This window comes from Mycolicibacterium canariasense, assembly GCF_002101555.1.
Classification (GTDB): domain Bacteria; phylum Actinomycetota; class Actinomycetes; order Mycobacteriales; family Mycobacteriaceae; genus Mycobacterium; species Mycobacterium canariasense.
Genome location: NZ_LQOL01000052.1, coordinates 54,246 through 79,456 on the forward strand (window position 1 = coordinate 54,246; position 25,211 = coordinate 79,456).

Here is a 25,211-nt window from a genome sequence, read left to right on the forward strand (position 1 = left end):
GGGAAGGGTACCGGGGCGAGCGAAGCGACGGGGCAAACTACCGGGGCGAGTGACGGCCTGACTGTGGAGGATCGACTCGAACTGTTGCGGCAGTGGAACAACGAGACGTGGCCATCGGCCACGGCCACCGTTCCCGAGCTGTTCGCGCAGCAAGCACGACTGACACCGGATGCACTCGCCGTCGTGAGCCGGGCGAGCGCAGCGACGGGTAGAGATTCCGGCGATATCCGGCTGACCTACCGCGGTCTTGCGGTGCGCGCCTACCAGCTCGCCAATTATCTCCGGGCCCAGGGCGTCGACCATGAGCGGGTGGTCGCGATCGCGGTACCGCGCTCGACCGAGATGGTCATCGCGGTGGTCGCCATCCTGGCCGCCGGCGGTGCCTTCGTCCCACTGGACCCGCAGTGGCCGGCCGAACGGCGCGCCCAGGTGCTCGCCGACACCCGGGCCACTGCTGTGCTCGTCGCGCCCGGCGCCGCGTGCCCCGGCGACCCGAACCCCATCGAACTCGACCTTGACGATTGGGATTTCGAGGACCAGCCCGCGACCGCCCCCGCCGTCGATATCGACGCCGGCCAACTGGCGTACGTCATCTTCACCTCGGGATCCACGGGCAAGCCCAAGGGTGCGATGATCCGGCACGAGGCCATCTGCGAGCGGCTGAACTGGCAGGTGCAGGAGATCCTCGGCTTCGGACCAGGCGATGCCTCCCTGTTCAAAGCGCCGCTGTCCTTCGACATCTCGATCAACGAAGTGTTACTCCCACTGGTGTCCGGTGGCTACGTGGTGGTCGCCGATCCGGGCGGCGAACGGGACCCGCAGTACCTGCTCGACCTGATCGCGACGGAAAAGGTCACCTTCGTCTACCTGGTGTCGTCGATGCTCGACGTCTTGTTGGATCTCGCGTCCGAGACAGACACGGCCACGAGTCCGCTATCGGGGCTCAAGCACGTCTGGTGCGGCGGAGAGGTGCTGACCCCGGCCCTGTTCGACCGGTTCCGCACCCAGCTGTCCACCACGCTCTATCACGGGTACGGCCCGGCCGAGGCCACCATCGGCGTCTCCCACGTGATCTACCGCGACCGCGCCGAGCGCATCGAGACCTCGATCGGCAGGCCCAATCCGCACACCCAGCTCTACGTCCTCGACGACGATCTGCAGCCCGTGCCCGTCGGCGTGGGCGGCGAACTGTATGCGGCCGGCTTCCTGCTCGGCCGCGGCTACGTCAACGCACCCGGGCTCACCGGAGCGAGATTCATCGCAAACCCGTTCGCGCAGGACGGCTCTCGCATGTACCGGACCGGCGACCTTGCCCGCTGGACACCCGACGGCGTACTCGAATTCCTGGGCCGCGCCGACAATCAGGTCAAGATCCGCGGCATGCGCGTCGAACTCGAGGAGATCGAGGCCGTCCTCGCCGCGCACCCACAGGTCAGGCACGCGGCCGTCGTGCTGCGCAAGACCCCCGCCGGGGGAGCGCAGCTCACCGGCTACGCCCTGTCCACCACCGGCGCCGACCCTGGCGAATTGCGCACCTGGTGCGCCGAGAAGCTGCCCGAGCACATGGTGCCCGGTGCGGTGCTGGTGCTCGACGAGTTCCCGGTGACCGCCAACGGCAAGATCGACCGCAGGGCCCTGCCCGAGCCGGTCGTCGTGGATGCCGGTTCCGGTGCGGCCGTGACCGATCCACGCGTGCAGGTGATCTGCGACATGTACGCCGATCTGCTCGGGGTGCCGTCCGTCGGCGCCGACACCGACTTCTTCGGGATCGGCGGTGACAGCATCGCCGCGATGGGGCTGGTCAGCCGGGCCCGCCGCGCCGGTCTGCGGGTTCGGCCGCGCGACGTGCTCACCCTGCGCACTCCCGCCGCGCTCGCCGCCGCCGTCACCGACATCGAAGTGGCCGGTCCCGCAACCGTGCCGGGCACCGGCAACGTCGAACCCACCCCGATCCTGGCGTGGCTGCACGAAATCGGCAATGGCACAGACGGTTTCTTCCAATCGATGGCCGTGCACACTCCGGCCGGCCTCACCCCGCCGGCACTGACCGCGATGCTCGACGCCCTGCTGGACTGTCACGACCTGTTGCGTGCCCGACTCGGCAGCGACGGCGGACTGACGGTACCGGTGACCGCCGCGGTGGCCGCCGCCGACATCCTCACGCGCATCGACCGATCCGCCGATCAGAAGGCGGCGCATGATCGAGCCGTCGCCGAACTGGACCCCGCGGCGGGTCGGATGCTCAACGCCGTATGGCTGGACGGCGCCGGTGAACCGGGCCGGCTGATCCTGGTGGTGCATCATGTCGTGATCGACGGCGTGTCACTGCGGGTGCTCGCCGAGGATCTGCAGTCGGCATGGGCGGATATCACCGCAGGGCGGCCGATCGCCATCGCCAAGCCCGACACCACCTTCCGCCAATGGGCGACCGAACTTCGCGCCGCGTGCATCCGCGGCGACTTCGCAACGGATGAGGCCTACTGGCTGCGCGCGGTGGCGGCCGACGACCCGCTGATCGGCACCAGGGCGCTGAATCCGGCGACCGACACCGTGGCCACCGAAGACAGGCTCACCGTCCGGCTGGACCAGGACAGCACCGCGCGGTTGCTCGGGCCGGTGCCCGCCGCCATCCGGGGCGGCGTGAACGATGCGCTCGTGGCCGCACTCGCGTTGGCCGTGGCGCACTGGCGTGGGGACGACCACGGTCTGTTGCTGGAGCTCGAAGGGCACGGCCGCGAACCCGATCACCTCGGCGCCGCGGGCGAGCATCTGGACCTGTCGCGCACCATCGGCTGGTTCACGACACTTTTCCCCGTCCACCTGCAGCCCGGCGTCGCCAGCTGGGCCGAGCTGATGGCCGGCGGGCCCACGCTCGGCGCCGCGGTCAAGACCGTCAAGGAACAACTGCGCGCCGTCCCACGCAATGGGCTGAGCTACGGTGCGCTGCGCTATCTTTCGGGCCGTCAGCGTCCGGACCTATCGGTTGCCCCGCAGATCCTGTTCAACTATCTCGGCCGCTTCGCCGGCACCGAACAGACACCCTGGACGATGGTTGATGCCACGGTCGGCGAGGATCGTGATCCCCGCATGCCGCTGCCGCGCGCCCTCGAAATCAACGCCGTCGCCGTCGACACCGACGAGGGTACCCGCCTGGCAGCCACCTTCTCCTGGCCGGCCGGTGTCCTGGACAAGGACCGCGTCACCGAACTCGCGCAGGCCTGGACGTCGGTGCTGACCGCCATCGCGCACAGCACCGACGTCACCGGGCCGACCCCATCGGACTTCCCCTTGGTGGCACTCACCCAGGCCGACATCGACGCCCTGCCGGTGGCCGTCGCCGATGTGTTGCCGCTATCGCCGTTGCAGGCAGGCATCTATTTCCACTCCACCTATGCCGACACCGATCCGTATGTGGTGCAACAGATCGTCTCCTACGAGGGGCCGCTGGACCCGAACCGGCTGCGCCAGGCCGCCGACACCCTGATCGCCCGGCACCCGCAGCTGGGCGCATCGTTTCGGCCCTTGGCCGACGGCAGCCTGGTCGCCACCCTGGCGAGCACCCCGCCCGCCGTGCGGTGGGACTACCACGACCTCAGCGCTCACGCCGCCGAGGACGCGACGGCACACATCGCGCAGATCGCCGAGCAACAGCGCACCGAACCCTTCGACCTCGCCGATCCGCCGCTGATGCGCTACACCCTGGTGCGGCTCTCGACGCACCGGCACGTCCTCATCCAGACCGTGCACCACATCATCGCCGACGGCTGGTCGGTACCGATCGTGTTGCGCGAGTTGGCCGCCCTGCACGACGATCCCGACACCGGCAGGCTGCCGGTGCCCGCGCGCTACCGCGACCACCTGGCCTGGCTCGCCGGCACGTCACCAGCGGAATCCCTGACCGCGTGGTGCGCGGAACTCGACGGCGTCGCGGAGCCGACCCGACTGGCGGACGCGCTGCCGCCGCGCCGGTCGGCCGGCGCGGGATTCGGCAGGGTGACAGCCGACATCGACGCACACATCGCCGATTGGGCCGCCGGTCACGGTGTGACCGTCAGCGCAGTGCTCGGTGCGGCCTGGGGGATCACGGTCGGCCGGCTCACCGGCCGGACCGACGTGGTCCACGGCAGCACCGTCTCCGGCCGGGGCAGTGATGTCGCGGGCATCGACGACATGGTCGGCCTGCTGATCAACACGGTGCCCGCCCGCACCCAGTGGAGCCCGGCGGACACCCTGGCGGCCGTGGTCGCACGGCACGCCCACGCCCACGCCGCGGTGTTCGAGCACCATCACGTGGCGTTGGCCGACATCCAGCACGCCATCGGGATCCCCGAACTCTTCGACACCCTGGTGGTCGTCGAGAACTACCCGGCCGCCGACAACCGGGACGCCGCCATCCGGGTGACCGACATGGAGGTCATCGAGGCCCCGCACTATCCGCTGACCCTGATGGTCAAACCGGGGGAGCGCCTGCATGTCGCGCTCACCCACGACCGCGCCGTGGTGGACACGGGCACCGCGGAACACGTGCTGGCGCTGTATCGCCGTACGCTGGCGGCCATCCTCGCAGCGGGTGACACCGCCCGCTGCGGCGATATCGAGGTCCTCGACGCCCCCGGCCGTGACCAGGTACTGCGATCGGGCACCGGTGCGCCGGCCCGCACCGGCACCGTCCTCGAACTCTTCGACAACCAGGTCCGCCGCAGCCCGGCCGCGGTGGCCCTGCAGGCCAACGAAGCGCCGGGACACCGGTCCGGCATGCGGCTGACGTACCGAGACCTCGACGACCGGGCGGCCGTCCTGGCCGGAGCCCTGCTGGCCGCCGGTGTGCGCCGCGGTGACATCGTCGCCGTCGCCACCAGCCGGACGGCCACCACGGCGATCGCACTGCTGGCCGTATTACGCACCGGCGCAACCTATCTACCGATCGACCCCGGCTATCCCGCCGTCCGCATCAGCTACATGCTCGCCGATGCGCGGCCGGTGGTGGTGCTCACCGACGGCACCGCGCTACCTACCCATGACCTGCAGGTGGTGCACGCCGACGCCCAGGGGCACCCGTGGCGCGACACGGATATCGAACCCGACGACGCCGCATCCATCGTCTACACTTCGGGCAGTACCGGCCGACCCAAAGGCGTGATCGTCACCCACGGCGCCCTGACCAACCGACTGTCCTGGGCCAGGGCGGTGTGGTCGCAGGACCGCGACGACATCCGAATTGCCAAGAGCTCCATGAGCTTCATCGACGGCGCCACCGAACTGCTCGGCGCGTTGGTCTCCGGTGCCACCACGGTCATCGCCGACGACGCCACCGCCAAGGACGGCGCGGCGCTGGCCGCCCTGGTCGACGACGTGGCCGCCACCCAGCTGTTGGTGGTACCCAGCCTGGGATCGGCGATGGCCGAGGTCGGAGGGCGCAAACTCGGCTCCCTGCGGCGCTGGATCTGCAGTGGCGAAGCCCTGGATGCCGCCACGGTTGAGGCGCTGCAACGGGTTTCACCGGAAGCCGAGATCGTGAACTCCTACGGATCCTCCGAAGTGGCCGGTGACGTACTCGCCGGCCCGGTGAGCCAGGCCGTCACGCTGGGCCGGCCGGTCCCGGGCACCCGAATCTACCTGCTCGGGCCCGATCTGTCCCCGGTACCGCCGGGCGCCGTCGGCGAGATCTACGTGGGTGGTGCCCAACTGGCGCAAGGCTACCTCGGCCGGTGCGCCGACACAGCCACCCGGTTCGTCGCAGACCCGTTCAGTGCGGATGGCGAACGGCTCTACCGCACCGGCGATCTGGCCCGATGGACGCCCGACTGGGCCGTCGAGTACCTGGGACGCGCTGACAACCAGGTCAAGATCAACGGCTTCCGCGTCGAACTCGGCGAGGTCGAAGCCGCGCTGACCGCCCTGCCCGACATCGCCGACGCCGTGGTCACCGTCCGCGGGCAGCGCGTGGACGGCTACGTGGTGGCCCGCGCCGGCAGCACCCTCGACCCGGCGACCGTGCGCGCCGCGGTGGCCGCCACGCTACCCACGCACATGACCCCGGCCACGATCACCCTGCTCGACGTCATTCCCTTGCTGCCCAACGGGAAAAGGGACCGTCGGGCGCTGCCCGAACCGGTGATCGCCACGTCGCACACCGCACCGCGCACCGACCGGGAATCGCAGATCTGTGCCGTCTTCGCCGCGGTGCTCGGCATCGATGAAGCCGGCATCGACGACGACTTCTTCGCCCTCGGCGGTGACAGCCTGCTGGCGCTGCGCGTGGTCAACCGGCTGGCCGGGGCCGGCATCACCCTGGCCACCAGCGACCTGTTCCGGTTACGCACGGCACGCGCACTCGGTGCCGTACCGGATGCCGCCACACCCGTCGCCGCGCCGGGTCCGGCGAAAGTCGAAGCATGGCACGGACTTTCCGATGAAGATCTGGCCAGGCTGACGGGTTCCTGCCCGGTCGAGGTGGCCGACGTCTGGCCCCTGTCGCCGCTGCAGCAGGGCGTGTACTACCAGTGCACCTACACCGACGACGTCAACACCTATCTGGCGCAGAACGTGTTCGACTTCGACCACCGGCTCGACATCGACGCGCTGCGCGTGGCGTTCGGAGCCATGCTGTCCCGGCACGACAACCTGCGTGCCGGATTCACCAGTGCCGACCTGCCCCGACCCGTGCAGTACATCGGACGCTTCGTGCCCGCCACGGTGGGCGAGGTGGACCTGACCGAGCTGAATGCCGATCTGGCCGAAGAACAACTCGCCGAAGTGATGCGTGCCGACAGCACCGCACCGTTCGACCTGACCACACCCCCGCTGGTGCGTCTCACCGTCATCAGACGGCCCGGCCGCGGCGACCGGCTGCTGCTGACCTGCCACTTCCTGCTCTGGGACGGTTGGTCCCGCGAACTGGTGCTGCGAGAGCTGTTCGCGCTGTACAACTCCGGTGGTCTGCGGGGTGCCCTGCCCGCGGGCGCCGCCACCTATGCCGATTACCTGCGCTGGGTGGCCGCGCAGGATCATGCAGCATCTGCCAGGGCGTGGGCCGAGGCCCTGAGCGGACTGACGGAGCCGACACTGATCGCCGACCCTGCCGGCGGAGCCGAAACGGCCCTACCGGAACGGGTCTACGGCGAACTCTCCGCCGGCGTCACCGCACTGCTGGACCAGCATGCACGGCGCGAACACACCACCGCCAACACCGTGCTCACCGCCGCGCTGGGCATCGTGCTGGGCTACGAGACCGGCAACACCGATGTCGTCTTCGGCACCACGGTCGCCGGCCGGCCGCCGGAGCTGCCCGGTGTCGAGCATGTGATCGGTCAATTTCTCAACACCGTCCCGGTCCGGGTGGCGATGGCGCCGACCGCGACGGTCGCCGAACTATTGCGCGGCGTCGAGGACTTCCGACTGGCCCTGATGGCACACGAATACGTCGGGCTCGGTGACATCACCCGCGCCGCAGGCCATCAGCAGCTTTTCGACAGTCTCTACGTGCTGCAGAACTTCCTGGACGACGACACCTTCACCGACTTCGAGCGCCAACAGGGCATCGTCGGCGTCGACTTCGTGGACACCACCCATTACCCACTGACCTGGGTGCTCACGCCGGGGGAGCGGCTGCGGATCAAACTCGAGTACCGGCCCGACGTCGTCGGCGCCGACACCGCGGCCGCGATGGTGGCCCGGCTGTGCCGCGTCGTCGAGCTGCTGCTGACCCAGCCGGACACCCAGATCGGCGCGCTCGACCTCATCCTGGACGCCGAACACGACGAGCTGGCGGCACAGTGGCGCACGGCCGAACACCCCATCGGCGGCGCCACCATCGCCGACCTGCTGGCCGAGCGCGCGGCCTCCTGCCCGAACGACACCGCGCTCGTCTTCGGCGCCGAACGGCTCACCTACGCCGAACTCGACGAGCGAATCAACCGGCTGGCCCGGTTGCTGATCGCGCACGGCGCCCGGCCGGAACAGGTGGTGGCACTGGCGCTGCCGCGGTCGTTGGACATGGTGGTGGCGCTGTTCGCCGTGCTGCGCACCGGCGCGGCGTACCTGCCGCTGGAACGCGACTACCCGCTGGCCCGGCTCACCGGCATGCTCGACGACGCCCGGCCGGTGCTGCTGGTGTGCCCGGAATCCAGCACCGAACTGACAGCACACCAGATCGGTCTCGGCGCCGCCGTCCTGAGCCCGGACAGTGCGACGGTGATCGAGGCGCTCGCCCAGACCCCCGGAACCGCGCTGTCGGACGACGAACTCGGCGCCTTCACCGGAGCCGACCGGCTGGAGTACCCGGCATACGTGATCTTCACCTCGGGTTCCACCGGCCGCCCCAAGGGGGTCGTGACGCCGTACCGCGGCCTGACCAACATGCAGCTCAACCACCGGGCTGAGATCTTCGACCCGGCCGTCGCCAAGGCCGGCGGTCGGCGGCTGCGGGTCGCGCACACCGTGTCGTTCTCCTTCGACATGTCGTGGGAGGAATTGCTCTGGCTCGTCGAGGGTCACGAGGTGCACATCTGCGACGAGGACCTGCGCCGCGACGCCACCGCACTGGTGGCCTACTGCCACGAGCACCGGATCGACGTCGTCAACGTCACCCCGAGCTACGCGCACCACCTCTTCGCCGAAGGCCTCCTCGACGCGGGCCGGCACGCCCCGACCCTGGTGCTGCTGGGTGGGGAAGCGGTGTCCGAGGACGTCTGGAACCGGTTGCGCGACAGGCCGGACAGCACGGGTTACAACCTCTACGGCCCCACCGAATACACCATCAACACCCTCGGCGGCGGTACCGACGACAGCGTCACCCCGACCGTCGGCCGGCCCATCTGGAACACCCGCGCGTACATCCTGGACGCCTGGCTGCGCCCGGTCCGCGACGGGGTTATCGGCGAACTGTACATCGCCGGAACGGGTTTGGCGCGTGGCTATCTGCACCGCGCCGGCCTGACCGCGGACCGATTCGTCGCCGACCCGAACAACCCCGGTGGGCGGATGTACCGCACCGGTGATCTGGTGGCGCGGCGTGCCGACGCCAGCGGCATCCTGGATTTCTTCGGCCGCAGCGACGATCAGGTGAAGATCCGCGGCTACCGGGTGGAACTCGGTGAGGTGGCCGCGGCGCTGCAGGCGCTGCCGGGTATTCGGCACGCAACCGTCGTCGTACGGTCGGGCATCGCGGGATCGGGTACCAACACCAAACAGCTCGCCGGCTACGTGGTGCCCGAATCACCCTGCAATCCGGCGGAATTGGCGGTCGAACTGCGGTCAGCCCTGACCCAGACGCTGCCCGACTACATGGTGCCCGCCCTGTACGGCGTCCTGGACACCGTGCCGCTCACCGTCAACGGCAAGCTCGACACCAAGGCCCTGCCCGAACCCGTCACGCCGGCGTCCGGTCCCACCCGCGCCCCGCGCGACCATCGCGAAGAGCTGCTGGCCGGCATCTTCGCCGACGTGCTCGGCCTGTCAGAAGTGGGTATCGACGACGACTTCTTCACCCTCGGCGGGGACAGCATCTCCTCGATCGCGGTCTCGGGCAAGGCACGCAAGGCCGGCCTGCAGCTCACACCGCGGGACATCTTCCGGCGTCGCACGGTCTCCGCGCTGGCAGCCTCGGTCACCGAGACCGCCCCGGCGGCGACTGTCGCGGACAGCGGAATCGGACCGATCACCGCGACGCCGATACTCGCCGAGACGGCGCAGTCCGACACCCCGCTGGCGAACTTCTACCAGTCGATGGTGCTGGCCACCCCGGCCGAAATCACCAGCGAACAACTGGAACTGGTCCTGCAGACTGTCCTCGGCGGGCACGACATGTTGCGGGCCCGGCTGGACCGGACCGCGACCGGCTGGACGCTGACCGTTCCCCCGGCGACACCGAGATTCGCCGTCAGCCGGCGACCCGGTGCCGTCACCGGCGCCGTCGTCGCCGCCGCGGCTGCCGAATTGGATCCGGCCACCGGCACCATGGTGCGGGCGGTCTGGCATGAGGAAGCGAAGCAGCTGCTGCTCGTCATCCACCACCTGGTGATCGACGGCGTGTCCTGGCGCATCCTCACCGAGGATCTGTCGCGCGCCTGGGCCGACGTGGCCGCGGGCCGCGTCCCGACTGTCGACCCGGTGCCAACCTCGTACCGGACCTGGTCCGAAACCATCGGTGCGGCCACGTTCACCGACGAGATCGAACACTGGAACCGCGTGCTGGCCACGCCGGACCCGGACCTCGGCCACCGGCCGCTGGACTCCGCTCTCGACGTCGCGGAAACCACGGTCCACCACAGTGTTTCGTTGTCGCCCGAGCTCAGCACGGCACTGCTGGCCGAGGTGCCGGCCGCCATGTACGGCGGTGTGAACGACGTGCTGCTGACCGGTCTGAGCCTGGCCCTGGCCCAGTGGCGCGCCGACCGTGGCCATACCGACGCACGCGCCACCCTGCTCAGCCTCGAAGGCCATGGCCGCGAATCCGACCTTCTCCCCGTCGCTTCGCTCGCCCGGGATCGTTCCCCCGTCGCTTCGCTCGCCCAGGATCTGGATCTATCCCGCACCGTCGGCTGGTTCACCTCCATCTACCCGGTCGCCATCGACCCCGGCACGGTGCCGTGGGCCGAGGTTCTCGCCGCCGGCCCGGCATTGGCGACGGCAGCCAAGGCGGTCAAGGAGCAACTGCGCACCGTCCCCAACCGCGGTCTCGGCTACGGCGTGCTGCGCTACCTCGACCCGACGGCACCGGTACACGGTGCGGCACCGCAGATCCTGTTCAACTACCTGGGCCGGTTCGCCGGGGGAGCCGGACGGGACTGGGAGGCCGTCGCCGACATCGGGGCGCTGCGCGAAGGCGTCGACAACTCCAATCCGGCCATGCCCCTGGAGATCAACGCCCTCGCCGAGGACGGTGCCGAGGGCACCGTCCTGACCATGACGCTGTCCTGGCCGGCCGGGCTGATCGCCGCCGCCGACGTCCACCAGCTGGCGGCGATGTGGACCGATGCGCTCGACGCGCTAACCCGGTGCCGGGCACTGACAGGCCACACCCCGTCGGACTTCGATCTCATCGCGATCAGCCAGGACGACCTCGACGACTGGGAGCACCTCGGTGAGATCGAGGACGTGCTCCCCCTGCTGCCACTGCAGGAAGGCATGTACTTCCACAGCGCCTTCCTCGAGGCGGGCCCCGACGGCGTCGTCGACACCTACCGGGTACAGCAGATCGCCGAGATCAGCGGACCCCTCGACATCGCGCTGCTGCGCGCCGCCGTCACCGCGACCGTGTGTCGCCACCAGGCGCTGCGGGCCGGGTTCCGCGAACTGCGAGACGGGAGGATCGCCCAGGTCATTTTCTCCGACCCGGCCATCGAATTCGCCGTGTCCACGGGTGACGTGAAAAGTGTTGCCGAACAACAGCTATCGCGGCCATTCATGTTGTCGGAGGCCCCGCTGGTCCGTTACGCCGTGGTATCGCTCAGCGATACCGAGCACCGGCTGATCCAGACCATGCACCATATCGTCGCCGACGGCTGGTCCTACCCGGTGATCTTTGGCGACATCATCGCCCACTACAACGCGGGCCTCGGCGCGGCCACCGGCCTGGCGCCCGTGACGGCGACCCTACGCGACCACGTCGAGGCCACGATCGGTGCGAACCGCGATGCCGCCCGGGCGATATGGTCCGACGCCCTGGACGGGGCGCAACCCACCATCCTGTTCGCCGCCGGGCGGGAGACCATCGGCGCGCACCGCAGCGCCGTGCGCAGGGTGTCCCCGGAGCTGACCGCCGCACTCACCCGGACCGCCCGGGACCGGGGCGTCACCCCCAGCACCGTGTTGCACGGAGCGTGGGGCCTGCTGCTCGGTCGGTTGCTGGACCGCACCCGGGTGGTCTTCGGTTCCACCGTCTCCGGCCGCGGGGGAGAGCTGGCCGGCACGGATTCCCTTGTCGGACTGCTCATCAACACCCTGCCGGTACCGATGGCATGGCAGCACGACACCCCGATCGGCGCCGTCATGGTGGCCCTGCAGGATCAGCAGAGCGGCTTGCTCGACGCCCAACAGCTCGGCTTGGCCGAATTGGCGAAGTTGGCCGGCGTCCGCGGGTTCTTCGACACCATGGTCGTGGTCGAGAACTTCCCGGCCACCGGCACCGAGACTCCGGATGATCCCCGGGCGCTGACGTTCCACCGCTTCACCGGAACCGACGCCCCGCACTACCCGCTGTCGTTCGTCGCTTATCTCGACGAACGACTCGGCATCGAGATCAAGTACGACGCCGACGTGGTGACCGCTACCCAGGCCGAGCGGTACGCCGAACGGGTGGAACGTATCCTGGCCGCCTTCGCCGAGAACCCGGACGCCCCCGTCGCCACCGTGGACCTGCGCACCGACGCCGAACGCGCCCGGGTGATCGCCGATGTCGCCCGCCCCGGACCCGACCGCACTCTGGTCGAGCTCTTCGCGGGCGTCGTGACCCGGACCCCGGACGCGGTGGCCGTCAGCTGCGGAGCCGAACGGCTCACCTACGCTGAACTCGACGCCCGTTCCACAGCAGTGGCTGCGGCGCTCGCCGACCTCGGTGTCGGCGCGGAATCCCGGGTGGCGGTCGCGCTCCCGCGCTCCACCGAGTTGATCGTCGGTCTGCTGGCCGTGCTCAAGGCCGGGGGCGCCTATGTTCCGCTGGACATCGACTCGCCGGCGGCACGGCTGCACCACATCGTCACCGACGCGGCCCCGGTCTGCGTCCTCACCGACACACCGGACCGGGTGCCCACCGGATCGGCCCGCACCGTGCTGCTCGCCGATGCCGCGCGGCACGCCGGACCCGCCCCGCAGGTGCGGGTCGACCCCGACCATCCCGCCTACGTCATCTACACCTCCGGGTCCACCGGTGTTCCGAAGGGCGTGACCGTCGCGCACCGCCAGGTTGCCGCACTATTCGACAGCGCCACAACGCTGTTCGAGTTCGGCCCGACGGACGTGTGGACCATGTTCCACTCCGCTGCCTTCGACTTCTCGGTCTGGGAACTGTGGGGCGCGCTGTCGTACGGCGGGCGACTGGTGATTGTCGAGCAGGACGTGGCACGGGACCCGGACCGCTTCATCGACCTGCTCGGCGACGAGGGCGTGACGGTGCTCAACCAGACGCCGTCGGCGTTCTATCCCCTCATCGACGCCGACCGGCGCCGTCGCCGGACGCTGGCCCTGCGCTACATCGTGTTCGGTGGCGAAGCCCTGGACACCAGCCGGCTGACCGGCTGGTACGAACGACACCGCCCGGACACACCGCAGCTGGTCAATATGTACGGCATTACCGAGACCTGCGTGCACGTCTCGTTCCGTCCACTCACCGCGACCGACGCCACGGATGCCCGCAGTGTGATCGGCGGACCCCTGCCGGGCCTGCAGATTCACCTGCTCGACAACGCCCTGCAACCGGTACCCACCGGCGTGATCGGTGAGATGTACGTTGCCGGAGGCCAACTCGCGCGCGGCTACGCCGGCCGGGCCGGCCTCACCGCCTCCCGGTTCGTCGCCAACCCGTTCGATCCGAACGGTGAGCGGCTGTACCGCAGCGGGGACACCGCGATGTGGGCCGAGGACGGTGAACTCGTCTACATCGGCCGCTCCGACCAGCAGGTCAAGGTCCGCGGCTACCGCATCGAGCTGGGTGAGGTGGAGTCGGCGCTCGCCGCGCTGCCGGGCATCACCAATGCTGCCGCCGCCGTCCACCCTGATGCGGCGGGCCGGGCCAGGCTGATCGGCTATCTGGTCGGCGAGTCCGATTTCGCCGCCGCCCGAGACGAACTCGCCGCGCGACTACCCGGCTACATGGTGCCCGCCGTACTCATCGGCCTCGACGCGCTGCCGCTCACGGTCAACGGCAAACTGGACCGCGCCGCGCTGCCGGCACCCGCTGAAACCGTGGCCACGCTCGTACCCGTGGGAACCGACCAGGGTGTCGCCGGCATGCTCGCCGCGCTGTACACCGAGATCCTGGGCACCGACGTCGGAGTGGACGACGACTTCTTCGCGATGGGCGGCGACAGCATCATCGCCATCCAACTGGTCAACCGGGCCCGCCGTCTCGGCGTGCGGATCACCCCGCAACAGGTGTTCACCGCCCGCACCCCGGCAGGTCTTGCCGAGGCGGCCGGAAGCCCTGCGGTCCAACTCGAAACGGCCGCCGACGACTCAGGACCAGACCTCGGTGAGGTCATGCTGACCCCGATCGTGCAACGGCTCGCCGAACTGGGCGGTACCGTGTCCCGGTTCAATCAGGCCGAACTGCTGCGCACGCCCGCCGGCGCCACTCACGAGCGGCTCGAGGCCGCCGTCAACGCCGTCGTGGCCCGACACGACGCGCTACGGCTGCGCCTGCACCGGCCCGCACCCACCCTCTGGTCACTGGAAACCACAGCGGGTGAACAGGTCACGGTCCGGCACGTGGACGCCGCCGGTATCGACGACGACGCTCTGCGGGCATTGATCGGCACCGAATCCGACGCCGCCGCCGACCGCCTCGACCCCGAAGCCGGCTCCGTCCTGCAGGCGGTGTGGTTCGATTTGGGCGCCGAACGGCAAGGACGGCTGCTGCTGGTGGCCCACCACCTCACCGTCGACGCCGTGTCCTGGCGGATCCTCGTCGACGATCTCGGCGAAGCCTGGAACCGGCAGCGGCTGGCACCCGTGCCGACGTCGCTGCGCACCTACGCCCGGGCGGTCAACGAGAACGCCCAGCAGGCCGCCCGACTGGCCGAATTCGAACATTGGACCGCCACCCTGGCACCCGGCGGCGAACTCGACCCGCAGGCCGCCACGTTCGGTCTCACCGTCGGGGATACCCGGGATCACGAGATCCGGCTGACCGCCGCCGAGACGCTGCCGCTGCTGACCACGGTGCCCGCCGCCGCGAATGCCGACGTCAACGAAACGCTGGTGGCCGCCTTGCACGTCGCGGTGCAGCGCTGGCGCATCGCTCGCGGGGGCGTGGCCGACGCGCCGTTCGTCCTCGACCTGGAACGGCACGGCCGCGACGGCTGGGGCGACGACCTCGATCTGTCCCGCACCGTCGGCTGGTTCACCGCCATCGCACCGGTCCGGCTCGCCGGGTCATCAATCCCCGTCGCTTCGCTCGCCGAGGGCGCGGGTGACCACCACCTGGCCGTGCTCAAGGACGTCAAGGAACGGCTGCGCTCGGTCCCCGACCGCGGGCTGGGCTACGGCCAATTGCGGTACTGCAACCCGCGCACCGCGGCGGCGCTGGGCCGACTCGCGCCACCGCAGGTGCTGTTCAACTATCTGGGCCGCTGGGCCTCGGATTCCGACGGTGACTGGGAGTCGGCACCGGAGGTGCATGCCCTACGGGTGGCACCCGACCCCGACCTGGGCACGCCGTACCTGCTGGAGATCAACGTCATCTGCGACGAGACGCAGGACGGCCCACGGCTGCGCGCGACACTGACCTACCCGGACGGCGAGTTCGCCGGCTCCGTCCGGGACCTCGCGGACCACTGGACGGCCGTGCTGCGCGAATTCGGCAGCCTGGCGACGGCGAGCGGTGCCTTGACCCCGTCGGATCTGCCGCTGGTGGACCTGACCCAGCAGCAGATCGACCACATCACCGAAAGTGAAGCGGTGGAGACGATCTGGCCGCTGTCCCCACTGCAGGAAGGTGTCTACTTCCAGGCGCGGTATTCCGACGCCGCGGTGTACATCGTGCAGAACGTGTTCGACTTCGCCGAACGGGTCGACACGACGGCGCTCGCCGCGGCCGTCGCGGCGGTGATGCGCCGCAACCCCGTGCTGCGGTCGGGCTTCCGAGCCGACGAGCTGCCGCACCCGGTGGCGGTCATCGCCGAAAACCCCACGTGCGAACCGGAAGTCGTCGACCTCACCGGGCTCGCGGCGGATCACGCGAAAGACCGGGTCGCGGCCATCACTGCACAGGAGCGGCTGCGCACCTTCGACATCACCCGAGCACCGCTGGTCCGGCTCACCGTGCTGCGTACCGCCGAGACCGACCGGCTCATCTTGAGCTACCACTTCCTGCTGCTGGACGGCTGGTCGCGCGAACAACTACTACGCGAACTGTTCGCCGAATACGCGGCCGCCAAACGCGGCACCCCGGCGAACCTTCCGCTGCCGCATGCAGAATTCACCGACTACCTGCGCTGGCTGTCCACGCAGGACCGCACCGAGTCCGGCCGGCAATGGAGCCGGGCCCTGGCCGACCTTCCGGCTCCCACGCTGGTGGTGCCCGCGGCTGTCGGTACCGCGCCGACCCTGGCCCTGCGGCTGGACTTCTTCCTCACCGAGGGGCAGACAAGCCGACTGTCCCAGATCGCCCGGGATTGCGGGGTGACCCTGAATGCGTTGATCAGCACCGCGCTCGCACTGGTGCTGGCCTACGAGACCGGAAGTGACGATGTGGTCTTCGGCTCGACGGTCGCCGGGCGTCCCACCGACATCGACGGGATCGACGCGGTCATCGGGCTGTTCCTCAACACGGTGCCGACCCGGGTGCGTCTGCGGCCGCAGGTAACCGTCGCCGACGCGATGCGTGCCGTGCAGAGCGACCGCCTGCTGTTGATGGACCACGAATACCTGGGGCTCGGCGATATCCAGCGCGCCGTCGGCCAGCAGGGAACCCTGTTCGACAGTCTCTATGTGCTGCAGAACTTCCTGGACGACGACACCTTCACCGACATGGAGACCGAGTACGGGATCGTCGGCCACGATTCGATCGACGCCTCGCACTACCCGCTGACCTGGGTGGCCTCACCCGGGCGCCGACTGTGGATGAAACTGGAGTATCGGCCCGACGTGGTGGACCGCGCGCACGCGCAGCGACTGCTGGACCGGCTACGGCAGGTCCTGCTCGGGATGGATCCGGCCGCGACCCTGGCCGCGGCCGAGCTGGTGCTCCCCGAGGAAGCCGATAGGCAACTCGCCCAGGCCGATTCGACCCGGCATCCGTTGCCTGAGGCGACCGTCATCGATCTGCTCGCCGAGCGTAGCCGCACCGCCGGCGGCCACACCGCGCTGGTGTGTGGCGCCCAGAGCATCGATTTCGGACAGCTCGACGCCGAGGTGAACCGGATGGCCGCGGTGCTGCGGGCACGCGGGATCGGTGCGGAAACCACGGTGGCACTGGCCATCCCACGGTCCATCACCGCGGTGGTGGCGTTGTTCGCGGTACTGCGCTCCGGTGCGGCATACCTGCCGCTGGAACTCGACTATCCCGACGACCGACTGGCCGTCATGCTCACCGACGGGCAGCCGGCCGCCATCATCACCACCCGCGCGGTGGCCGGCCGGATCGGTGCCGTGGCAGTGGCATCCTGCCCGGTACTGGTGTTGGACGACCCCGAGACGGCCGCCGAACTCGCGGCGGCGCCGGCGATCTGGGACGGTCACCGCCCCGGTCTGGACGAACCGGCCTACGTCATCTACACATCCGGCTCCACCGGCAAACCGAAGGGTGTGCTCACCCCGCACCGCGGGCTGACCAACATGCACCTGAACCACCGGGAGGCCATCTTCGCTCCGGCCATCGCCAAGGCCGGCGGCCGGCGGCTGCGCATCGCGCACACCGTGTCGTTCTCCTTCGACATGTCGTGGGAGGAACTGCTGTGGCTGATCGAGGGTCACGAGGTGCACATCTGCGACGAGGACCTGCGCCGCGACGCCACCGCACTGGTGGCCTACTGCCACGAACATCGGATCGACGTCATCAACGTCACCCCGACCTACGCGCAACTGCTGATCGAACAGGGCCTGCTGGACCGCGGCTCTTCCCGTGCGGCTTCGCTCGCCCCCGAGGGGCACGCACCCGTGCTGGTACTGCTCGGCGGTGAGGCCGTGTCGGCCACGGTGTGGAATCGCTTGCGCGACAGCGACACCAGCTACGGCTACAACCTGTACGGGCCCACCGAATACACCATCAACACCCTCGGCGGCGGTACCGACGACAGCACAACCCCGACCGTGGGCACCCCGATCTGGAACACCCGCGCCTACATCCTGGACGCCTGGCTGCGCCCGGTGCCGGACGGCACCCCGGGTGAGCTGTACATCGCCGGTGCCGGGCTGGCCCGCGGCTACCTGCGTCAGCCCGCCCTGAGCGCCGGGCGGTTCGTCGCCAATCCGTTCGAGGCCAGCGGCGACGAGGATGCGCGGATGTACCGGACCGGTGACCTGGTCGTCCGCCGCCCCGACGGCAACCTGGACTTCCTGGGCCGCACCGATGATCAGGTCAAGATCCGCGGCTACCGGGTGGAGCTCGGGGACATCGAGGCGGCCCTGGCCGCACACCCCGACGTCGGGCAGGCCGCCGTCGTCGCCCGTCCCGACCCGAACACCTCGGGATCGCATCGGCTGATCGGCTATCTCGTCGCGGCCGGTTCACGTGCGGATGATGCGGACCTGATCCGGCGGGTGCGCGGCCACCTGAAGACGGTGCTGCCCGGCTACATGGTGCCCTCGGCGATGGCCGTGCTCGACGCCCTGCCGATGACCGACAACGGCAAGCTCGACACCCGGGCGCTACCCGAGGTGGCGCAGCAGCGCCCGGCGAGCCGGCCACCGCAGACGCCGACGGAGGAGACGCTGTGCGGGCTGTTCGCCGAGGTTCTCGGCCTGGACGAGGTGGGGGTGGATGACGACTTCTTCGACCTGGGCGGGCATTCGCTGGTCAGTATCCGGCTGATCAACCGGGTACGTGCCGACCTGGGCGTCGAGATGTCCATCCGGGACGTCTTCGACGCGCCCACCGTGGGCGAGCTCGCCGCACTCCTGGACGAGCGGCCGCGCATGATCGCGCGCCCCGAACTGGTCGTGCTGCCGCGACCCGACCGGATTCCGGCGTCCCCGGCCCAACAGCGGCTGCTCATGCTGGACCGCCTCGGCGAGAACGGTTCGGCCTACAACTACCCGCTGGCCTTCCAGGTGCAGGGGCCGTTGCGACTGGACGTCCTGGATGACGCACTGGCCGACGTTCTCGCTCGACACGAGGCGCTGCGCACCGTATTCGCCGAAGACGACGGCGAGTACGTCCAGCAGATCCTGCCGAAGGGATCGCGGGCGCCCATCGAGCTGCTCGACGCCGCCGACGCCGACCGGCAGATCGCCACCGCAGTGCAACGGCCGTTCGATCTGAGCGTCGAGATACCGATACGGGTCAGCGTGCTCCGCACGGCATCCGACGAGTACACCGTCGTGCTGCTGTTGCATCACATCGCTACCGACGAGTGGTCGGACGGGCCTTTCCTGGCCGATCTCAACCAGGCTTACGCGGCCAGGCTCGGCGGTGCACCGGCCGCGCTTGCCGCCTTGCCGGTGCAGTACGCCGACTACACGCTGTGGCAGCGCGACCTGCTCGACCGGGTCGCCGACCAGCAGCGCCAGTTCTGGCGTACGGCACTGGCTGGGGCGCCCGACGAGCTCGCGCTGCCCACCGACCGGCCCCGCCCGCCGCGACCCAGCGGCGCCGGCGGTGTCGCCTACGTCGACATCCCGTCGGAAACCGCTGCGGCACTGCGCTATCTGGCCACCCGTCACCAGGTCAGCCCGCTGATGCTGCTCCATGCCGGGGTGGCCGCGGTGCTGCACCGGCTCGGCGCCGGCGACGACATCGTCGTGGGCACACCGGTGGCCGGCCGCGACGAGGCGGCACTGAGCGAGGTGATCGGCTTCTTCGTCAACACCGTGGTGCTGCGCGCCGATGTGTCGGGCAACCCCACGTTCGACGAACTGCTGGCCAGGGTGCGCACCGCCGACCTCGCCGCGTTCGCGCACCAGGAACTGCCGTTCGACCAACTCGTGGAAATGCTCAATCCGCCGCGGGTGGCCGGACGCAACCCGCTGTTCAACGTGTTCGTCGGTTACCACCTGCGGGCCGGCGGGCCGACCGAGATGTTCGGGCTGCCGACCCGGTGGACCGAGCCGCCCGTCGCCGCGGCCATGTTCGATCTCGGCTTCACCCTGATCGACGACCGCGACGGCGGCGGTGCCACCATCATGGCCGAATACAGCGCCGACCTCTTCGACGCGTCGACGGTACGCACCTTGGCGCGCCGCGTGATCACCGCATTGGACCAGTTCGCGAACGACAGCACGCTTCCGGTGGGCGCGCTCGACCTGCTCGACGAGACCGAACGCGCCACCGTGGCCGCCCGCAATGCCACCGACCACCCGGTCACCCCGATCGGCCTGGGCGGGTTGGTATCTCGACAGGCGGCACTGACCCCGAACGCGGTCGCGGTGCGATTCGAGGGCGCCGAGCTGACCTACGACGAACTCGATACCTGGTCCGACCGGCTGGCCGCCGGCCTCGACGTGGCGGTGGGAGGCATCGTCGGAGTGTCCCTGCCGCGGTCGATCGAGCTGATCGTCGCGCTGGTGGCCGTCGCGAAATCCGGTGCCGCATACCTGGCGCTGGATCCGGACTACCCGCAGGACCGCCGCGACTACATGCTGGCCGATTCGGGAGCGCAGATCGTGCTGTCCGACCCGGCGGTCGTCCGCCGGCTACGGGACGGACACGGCCGGCCTCCGCTGCATGAGATCGACCCTGCCGCATGGGCTTACGTGCTCTACACCTCCGGGTCCACCGGCCGGCCCAAGGGGGTGGCCGTCCCACACATCGGCATAGTCAACCGGATCTCCTGGCTGCAGGACGCGTACCCGCTGACAGCGGGGGATCGGATGCTGGTGAAGACCCCGATCAGCTTCGACACCTCGGTGTGGGAGGTGTTCTGGCCTCTGAGCGTCGGCGCCACCTTGGTGATCGCCCGGCCCGGTGGGCATCGTGATCCGGCCTACCTGGCCGAAACCATTGTCGCCGAACGGGTCACGGCGGTGGACTTCGTGCCGTCGATGCTCGAACTGTTCCTGGACGAACCGCGTTCGGCGCAGTGCCGGTCGCTGACGCGGGTGACGGTCGGCGGCGAGGCCCTCGCCGATGACCTGGCTGCCCGGTTCGCCGCGGCACTCGGTGTGCCGCTGCACAACCTGTACGGACCGACGGAGGCAGCCGTCGACGTGCTGGGCTGGACCGCCGACGGCGGCCCGGTGGCGCTCGGCGTGCCCGGCTGGAACGTGCGCGCGCACGTACTCGACGGCTACCTCGAACCGGTCCCGGACGGTGCGCCGGGCGAGTTGTATCTGGCCGGTGTCCAGTTGGCGGACGGGTATCTCCATCGACCGGGCTTGACCGCGCATCGGTTCGTCGCCGACCCGTTCGGCAGCGGCACGCGGCTGTACCGCACCGGTGACGTGGTGCGCTGGCGCCGCGACGGCCAGCTGGAGTATCTGGGCCGCAGCGACGACCAGATCAAGCTGCGCGGGGTGCGCATCGAGCCCGCCGAGATCGAGACGGTGCTGGCCGGTCATCCCGGCGTGTCCTCGGCGCGGGTGGTGGTCCGCAACGACCGGCTGGTGGCGTACTACGTTGCCGGGACCGGGGGCGAGCGAAGCGATGCCGCCGCAGCTTTGCGCGAACACGCCGCGGCCGCGCTGCCGGTCCACATGGTGCCCGCTGCATATGTGGAGCTGACGGAGTTCCCGCTGACACCCAGCGGCAAGCTGGACCGCAACGCACTGCCGGAGCCCGAGATCACCGCGGGTACCGGTCGGGCGCCGCGGACCGACGACGAGCGGCGGCTGTGCGCCCTGTTCGCCGAAGTGCTCGGTTTAGGGGCGAGCGAAGCGACGGGGAATGGCGAGGGGGCGAGCGAAGCGACGGGGAATGGCGAGAGGGCGAGCGAAGCGACGGGGAAGGGCGAGGGGGCGAGCGCCAGCATCGACGATGACTTCTTCGCCCTGGGTGGGCATTCGCTGTTGCTGGTGCGGCTGGCGTCGGCGATCCGGCGGGAGTTCGGCGTCGATATCGCGGTGGCCGATCTGATGGTGACACCGACCGTGGCCGATATCGCGTCACGGTTGCACGGTGGTGGCGCCGACACGGCGAGTCTGGACCCGATACTGCCGTTGCGCGTGACCGGCGATTCAGCGGCGAGCGAAGCGACGGGACGGGCCGAAGCCCCGCTGTTCTGCGTGCACCCGGCCAGCGGTCTGAGCTGGCAGTTCGCCGGGCTGAAAAGGTATGTGCCGGAGAATATTCCGATCTACGGCCTGCAGTCACCCCTGTTCGCGACCGGCCGGCTGCCGGACACCATCGCCGAACTCGCCTACGAATATGCGGATTCGGTCGAACGGGTGGCGCCGACCGGTCCGGTCCGGCTGCTCGGCTGGTCCTTCGGCGGGTCGATGGCGCTGTTGATCGCCTCGGAGCTGCGCCGGCGCGGTCGGGAGGTCGGCTTCGTCGGCATGCTCGACGCGCGGCCCGATACCGCGCCCGGTGCCGACTTCGACGCCGAGGCGGTTCTGGGCAGCCTGCTGAGGGAGATGGGCTTCGCGGTCCAGGCCGGAACCCGGATGACCGTGGCCGACGCGGTGACGCTGGTCCGTGACGGCGGGGATGCCATCGCCATGCTCGACGACACCCGAATTGCCCAGGTGCTGGAGAACTATGTCGCCGCTGAGCGATTCACCGCCGGGGCCGACTACGGCCGCTACGACGGCGACGTCTTCTTCGTCGACGCCGCCATCCTGGAGATGGATCTGCACGGTGTCGCCTCCCAGGGCTGGCAGGCCCATGTGCGCGGTCGGCTGGAGGTGGTGACCGTGGCGTGCAGGCACTCCGAGTTGCTGGACGCCGACACCCTGGAACAGCTGGGACCGCTGATCGCCGAACGGCTGCAGGGCTGACATCACCGCCGAGCCTGTGACGAACACCGGCAGCGCGAGTGGGTGTGAGGCGGTCAGCATCGCCGTCGACTGCTCTCGACGGTGGGTGCTGCGCAACACAAGATTGCCAGTTCTGCGTGGACGGGGATGTTTTCGTGGGTAACCGCACCAAGGGTGTCTGCAAGGCGTGACAGTGCTGCCGAATGAGAATTAACTAGATCCGCTTTCCTGTGAGTATTTGCTGCGGGCGTGCCGCAGCTTGCCGCGTCGCCGAATACCGCCAGGTCATCTAGCCGTTCAGCCGCTGGGCCGGTGGTCGCCTATTCTTCGCCCATGTCCGACTCGCCTTTGCGGAATCAACAACACGCGTGACCGTGCCGAAGCTGTCGTTCGAGCCGGGTCGACGATCCAAGCGCCTCGACATCCAGGGCATGCGCGCCGTAGCGGTGGCCCTGGTGCTCCTGTTCCACGCCGAGATCCCCGGTTTCGGCGGTGGTTACGTGGGCGTCGACGTGTTCTTCGTCATCTCGGGCTTTCTCATCAGCACCCACTTGCTGGAAGGCCTGCAGCGCGGCGGCCATATCGGCTACGGCGCCTTCTACGCACGGCGGGCACGGCGCCTGCTGCCGGCGGCGTTCCTCGTCATCGTCGCCACGTTGGTCGCGTCGACGGTCTTGGTATCACCCGTGCAGTTCCGCTACGTCGTCAAAGATGCGGTCGCGGCGGCGCTGTACATTCCCAACCTCTTGTTCGCCTACAACGCGACCGACTACCTGGCGGAGAAGACGCCCTCGCTGTTTCTGCATTATTGGTCGCTCGGCGTGGAGGAACAGTTCTACCTGGTGTGGCCCGTCCTGTTGGCGCTGGTGTTCGGCCGGTTCGCGCTGGGGTGGCGGTTCGGGGTGACGCTCGCCGCGCTGACGGGCGTCTCGTTCGCGCTGTGCGTCTGGCTGACCGGGTTCTCCCAGGCGAATGCGTTCTTCATGTTGCCCGCGCGGATGTGGGAGTTCGGACTCGGCGCCCTGGTGGCGTTCGGTGTGCTCCGGCGCGGCCGGATTCTGCCGACTTCGATTGCACCGCTGGCCGGTTGGCTGGGCTTGGGCGCCATCGTCGGCACCGGGGTGCTCTTCTCCACCACCACCGAGTACCCCGGGTACGCGGTGGTCGTTCCGGTCGCCGGCGCGGCACTGCTCATCGCAGCCGGACCCGTCGCGCGCGGCCCCGCCGCCCTCTTGAGCGTTCGTCCACTCACCTGGCTCGGTGACATCTCGTACTCGCTGTATCTGGTGCACTGGCCCATCCTGATGCTGCCCGTCGCCGCGACCGGATACATGCATTCCCTGCCGCTCTGGCTGCGCGTCGTCGCGGCGACGGCATGCGTTCCGCTGGCCTGGCTGCTCTACCGCTATGTGGAACAACCGGGCCAGCGAGCGGTATGGCTGACCGGGGCGCGTTCGCGCCGGACCTTCGCGGTGGCCGCGGCCGGGATGGCCGCCATCGTCGTCGCCGGGGCGACGGCCTCGGTGGCGATCAATCCTCCGCTGAGCGTCGCCAAACCGTTCGCACACACGTCGCTGAGCCTCAAACCCGCAGGCACGCCGTATGTCCCGGACAATCTCAACCCGGGCCTCGATACCGCCGAGAGCGACCAGCCCGTCGTGTACACCAACGGCTGTCACCGGTCGCAGTGGTCCACCGACGCCGCCGGCTGCCTGACCGGCACGGACCCGGCAGCACCCCTGGTGGTGTTGTTCGGGGATTCCCATGCCACCCAGTGGTATCCGGCTCTGGCGGCGCTCGCCGAGCGCGGGGTGATAAGGCTGGACAGCCACACCAAGAGTGCGTGCCCGGCCGTTCCGATCGCCATCGCGCACTACGCGGCATGCGCGGCCTGGCGCAGCGCGGTGATCGACAGACTTGCCGGCGCGAAGCCCGACCTGATCCTGCTCGCCGGCTACCCGCGCAACTACCTGAGCCGCTCCGATGACCCGGCCGGGGACTGGGGGAGCGCTTTGGCCACCCTTCTCGATCACCTCCCCAAGGCGTCCCGCGTCGGAATCTTCGCCGACACGCCGTCGATCGGTGTCACACCGTCGATCTGCCTCGGGCGTTTCGTCGATGACGCCCCGCGCTGTGCGCTACCGCGCGCCGTCGCGCTCGATCGGCGCATCCGTGAGACCGAGCGGGAGCTGGCGGCCGGCCGACCGGCCGCCTATCTGGACTACGCGGACTATCTGTGCAACGACAGGACGTGCCCGGCGATCATCGGGGACACGCTGGTGTACCGCGACGGTTCGCATCTCACGGCGAGGATGAGCGCCGAATTGGCGCCATTGGTCGGCGCGGATGTCACCGCCCTGCTGGCGGCGCGGGGGACCCCGATCGTCGCCGCTGCCGGGCCGGAGCTGCTGATCCGACAGCCCGGTGGGTGAATCGGCGCGCCGCCTCTTCCCTCCGCCAGCCGGATTCGCCCCGGACCGGGG

Annotated in this window: 2 protein-coding genes; both read left to right on the forward strand. The window is 69.6% G+C overall.

Features of this window, described 5'->3' with window-relative positions:
• Positions 1–57 precede the first annotated feature (57 nt).
• Entirely contained in the window at positions 58–22,749 is a 22,692-nt protein-coding gene (locus AWB94_RS16345; RefSeq protein WP_062656581.1) for a non-ribosomal peptide synthase/polyketide synthase, read from the forward strand.
• Positions 22,750–23,096: 347 nt separating this feature from the next.
• A complete protein-coding gene (locus AWB94_RS16350) occupies positions 23,097–25,160 on the forward strand; it encodes an acyltransferase family protein (RefSeq protein WP_062656228.1) in 2,064 nt (687 codons plus the stop codon).
• Positions 25,161–25,211: the final 51 nt, after the last annotated feature.